Genomic DNA, 3,670 nt, shown 5'->3' with positions numbered 1-3,670 from the left:
GGACGCGTCGCCGTCCGGTCCGGGGCGCCAGCCGTCTCCCAGGGCGCGGCGCGCGATGTTGGGCCCGCTGGCGATGCGTTCCACGCAGCCGCGTCCGCCGCAGGGGCAGAGGTCGCCGTCCAGGTCGACGCTGATGTGGCCGATGTGGCCCGCGTTGCCGCTGGGGCCGGGGTGGAGTTCGCCGCCGAGCACGAGGCCGCCGCCGACGCCCGTGGAGACCACCATGCACAGCGCTCCCGACCGGCCGCGTGCCGCGCCCTGCCAGTGCTCGGCCGCCGCCATCGCGACGCCGTCGCCGACGAGGGTCACCGGCAGTCCGCCCGTACGGTCCCGGACGCCGCGTACGAGCGGATACTCGCGCCAGCCGGGGATGTTGACGGGAGAGACGGTGCCCGCCTTGGCGTCGACCGGTCCGGCGCTGCCGATGCCCACAACACGCGTGCTCTGCCAGAGAGTCGAGGCGGCCAGCTCGTCCAGTACGCCTTCGACGGCGGCCATGACCTGCTCGCCGCTGCCCCGGGGCGGCGTGGGACGCTGTGCCCGTACCAGCAGTTCGCCGCCGCTGTTCACCAGTGCGCCCGCGATCTTGGTGCCGCCGATGTCGAGGGCCGCAACGAGGTCCGTGTGCATGGGTGATGTTCTCCCGGGGAGGGGGCCGGAGACCCGCCCCCGGACGGGAACGGTCGAAGGATCAGTCTGACCTGTTTTGACAACGTTGTCCAGACTGTCGCCCGAGGCGGCTATGCTGCTCGCTGCAGCACCACGCACCGAGGGGGACCCGAAGCCGTGCCCGAGACCGTACGATCCGCCGCCGCCCGCACCACCGGGACCCGCTACGGCAACAGGCCCACGATGAAGGACGTCGCGGCCCGTGCAGGAGTCGGCCTCAAGACCGTCTCCCGGGTCGTCAACGGCGAACCGGGCGTCTCCCCGGACACCGAACGCCGCGTGCAGGAGTCGATCACCGCCCTCGGGTTCCGCCGCAACGACAGTGCGCGCATTCTGCGCAAAGGCCGCACCGCGAGCATCGGACTCGTGCTGGAAGACCTCGCCGACCCCTTCTACGCGCCGCTCAGCCGCGCCGTCGAGGAGGTCGCGCGGGCGCACGGCGCGCTGCTGATCAACGGCTCCAGCGCCGAAGACCCGGGCCGCGAGCAGGAGTTGGTCCTCGCGCTGTGCGCACGGCGCGTGGACGGACTGGTCATCGTCCCGGCCAGCGACGACCACCGCTATCTGGAACCGGAGATCGCGGCCGGGGTCGCCACCGTCTTCGTCGACCGCCCGCCGGGCCGGATCGAGGCGGACCAGGTGCTCGTCGACAGCTTCGCCGGCGCCCGCGACGGCGTCGCGCATCTGATCGCGCACGGGCACCGGCGGATCGGCTTCATCGGCGACCTGCCCCGCATCCACACCGCGCACGAGCGCATCAGAGGGTACGAGGCGGCGATGGCCGGGGCCAGGCTGCCGGTGCACGAGAGCTGGCTGGCGCCGGGCGCGACCGACCCCGCGCGTGTACGGGCCGACGCGGAACGCATGCTGGACGGTCCCGAGCCGGTCACCGCGGTCTTCGCGGGCAACAACCGGGTGACGGTCACGCTGGTACGGGTCCTCGCGGAGCGGCGGCGGCCCGTCGCGCTCGTCGGCTTCGACGACTTCGAACTCGCGGACATGCTCTCGCCGCCCGTGACGGTCGTGGCCCAGGACCCCGCCCAACTCGGCCGCACCGCCGCCGATCTGCTCTTCCGGCGGCTGGAGGGCGCGCACGACCCGCCACGGCTGACGACGCACCCGACGCGGCTGATCGCGCGCGGTTCGGGAGAGCTGCCGCCGCACTCCTGAGCACGCCGGGGGCGGTCAAGTACCGTGCGGCGCCCGCCCGTTGCCCGTACGGACTCCGTACGCGATCCGTACGGGCGGGACGGACACCCCGGCGGCGCACCCGCCGACCGGAATCCGGTGCACGGGCGGACTCCCGCTCGCCGTACGGCCGTCGAACGCGCTCGCGCGCTGTTAACGCTTGCTCTCCGGACCGGTCAGATTGCGGGCGATGACCATCCGCTGGATCTGGTTGGTGCCCTCGACGATCTGGAGCACCTTGGCCTCGCGCATGTACCGCTCGACGGGGAAGTCCGTGGTGTAGCCGTAGCCGCCGAGCAGTTGGACGGCGTCCGTCGTGACCCGCATCGCCGCGTCCGTGCAGAACAGCTTGGCCATGGCGGCCTCGCGGCCGAAGGGCACCCCGTCGTCGCGTCTGCGTGCCGCGCTCAGATACAGCGCACGGCCCGCCTCGATCTGCGTGGCCATGTCGGCGATCATGAAGCGCAGCCCCTGGAAGTCGGCGATGGGCCGCCCGAACTGCTCCCGGCCGAGCACATAGGCGTGCGCCTCGTCCAGCGCGGCCTGCGCCAGTCCGACGGCGCAGGCGGCGATGCCCAGCCGTCCGGACTCCAGCGCGGAGAGCGCCACGGTCATGCCCTGACCCTCGTCCCCGATGCGGCGGGCGTCGGAGACCCGTACGCCGTCGAAGTGCATCTGGGCGGTGGGCGAACCGTTCATCCCCATCTTGCGTTCGGGCGGCGCCGCTTGGAGACCCCCGGCGTCGCCGGGCACCAGGAACGCGGTGATGCCGCGCGGCCCGTCGCCGCCGGTGCGGGCGAGCACGGTGTAGAAGTCGGCGACGCCGCCGTGGGTGATCCACGCCTTGGTGCCCTCCAGCACCCAGTCGTCGCCGTCGCGGGTGGCGCGGGTGCGCAGCGATCCGGCGTCGGATCCGGTGGTGGGTTCGGAGAGGCAGTACGCGCCGAGCGTGCCGCCGCCGAGCATGGCGGGCAGATGGTCGGCGCGCTGCTGCTTGGTGCCGAAGCCGGCGAGGGCGTGGCAGGCCAGGGTGTGGACGCTGGCGCCGAGGCCGACGGTCAGACGTGCCGCGGCCAGCTCCTCCAGCACCTGGAGATAGACCTCGTAGGGCTGACCGCCGCCGCCGAACTCCTCCGCGTACGGCAGTCCCAGCAGGCCCGACTCGGACAGCAGGGTGAAGGTCTTGCGCGGGAAGCGTCCCTCGGCCTCGTCGTCGCTCGCGTGCGGGCGGATCTCCCGCCCGGCCAGTTCGCGCACGAGGGCCAGCAGATCGCGGGCCTCCTGCGTGGGCAGCCGGCGGTCCACAGGCTGCGGTCCGTACTCGGGCATCACGGCGCTCTCCTCCTGTTCGGGGGCTGCGGCGGCCTACCGGGGTGTGGTGGTGCCGCCGTACCGGGGCGCGGCGGGAGGCCGGGCCCCGTGCGGAGCCGCTCGTCCGACGGCGCCGCGCCGGGTTACGACGGCGGCTGACCAGCGGTTGCGGCCCGAGAAGTATGCCCGATCGGGGCTGCCCCGTCACCGGCGGGACGGCGAGGGCGACGAGTACCGGACGTCCGGTGCGACGGGATTGGTGCAAACCATTGACGCACTGGTCTAGTCCTTCTAGATTCCGGCTGGAACTTCCCGCCGCACTCCCGGCGGATCGCCCGGCACCACGCACCACGCCACCAGTCGTGCCATTTCTCTCTCCCCCCCAACTCCCCTTCCACTCCGTTCACTTGAGGAGAGCCATGACCGGATCCTTCATCGCATCCCTCGCACGGCGCCGCAGATCCGGCGCGTGCGCGCCCCGGCGCCGCGTTCTCGCCCTGGC

At 72.9% G+C, this 3,670-nt stretch carries 3 protein-coding genes; 1 reads left to right on the top strand and 2 read right to left on the bottom strand.

Annotated elements, in window-relative coordinates; all coding sequences use genetic code 11:
- The coding region (locus AN218_RS30495) for an ROK family protein (RefSeq protein WP_070020272.1) at positions 1 to 630 on the bottom strand (630 nt) is incomplete at its 3' end.
- 222 nt (positions 631 to 852) lie between these two features.
- Between AN218_RS30495 and AN218_RS30490 the strand changes: the two genes are divergently transcribed.
- Positions 853 to 1,839, top strand: a complete 987-nt coding sequence (locus tag AN218_RS30490; protein ID WP_107421622.1) for a LacI family DNA-binding transcriptional regulator — start codon at positions 853 to 855, stop codon at positions 1,837 to 1,839.
- Between the two features lie 171 nt (positions 1,840 to 2,010).
- Here the strand turns inward: AN218_RS30490 and AN218_RS30485 are convergent, their stop codons facing one another.
- Entirely contained in the window at positions 2,011 to 3,186 is a 1,176-nt protein-coding gene (locus tag AN218_RS30485; RefSeq protein ID WP_070020269.1) for an acyl-CoA dehydrogenase family protein, read from the bottom strand.
- Positions 3,187 to 3,670 lie beyond the last annotated feature (484 nt).

The organism is Streptomyces nanshensis (genome assembly GCF_001751255.1).
Lineage (GTDB): Bacteria > Actinomycetota > Actinomycetes > Streptomycetales > Streptomycetaceae > Streptomyces > Streptomyces nanshensis_A.
Note: the sequence above shows the minus strand (reverse complement) of the source record. Positions and strands in the feature narration are given on the sequence as shown.

Coding starts and splice junctions, on each gene's coding strand:
- AN218_RS30490 (WP_107421622.1), top strand. CDS start 853: ATGAAGGACGTCGCGGCCCGTGCAGGAGTCGGCCTCAAGACCGTCTCC.
- AN218_RS30485 (WP_070020269.1), bottom strand. CDS start 3,186: ATGCCCGAGTACGGACCGCAGCCTGTGGACCGCCGGCTGCCCACGCAG.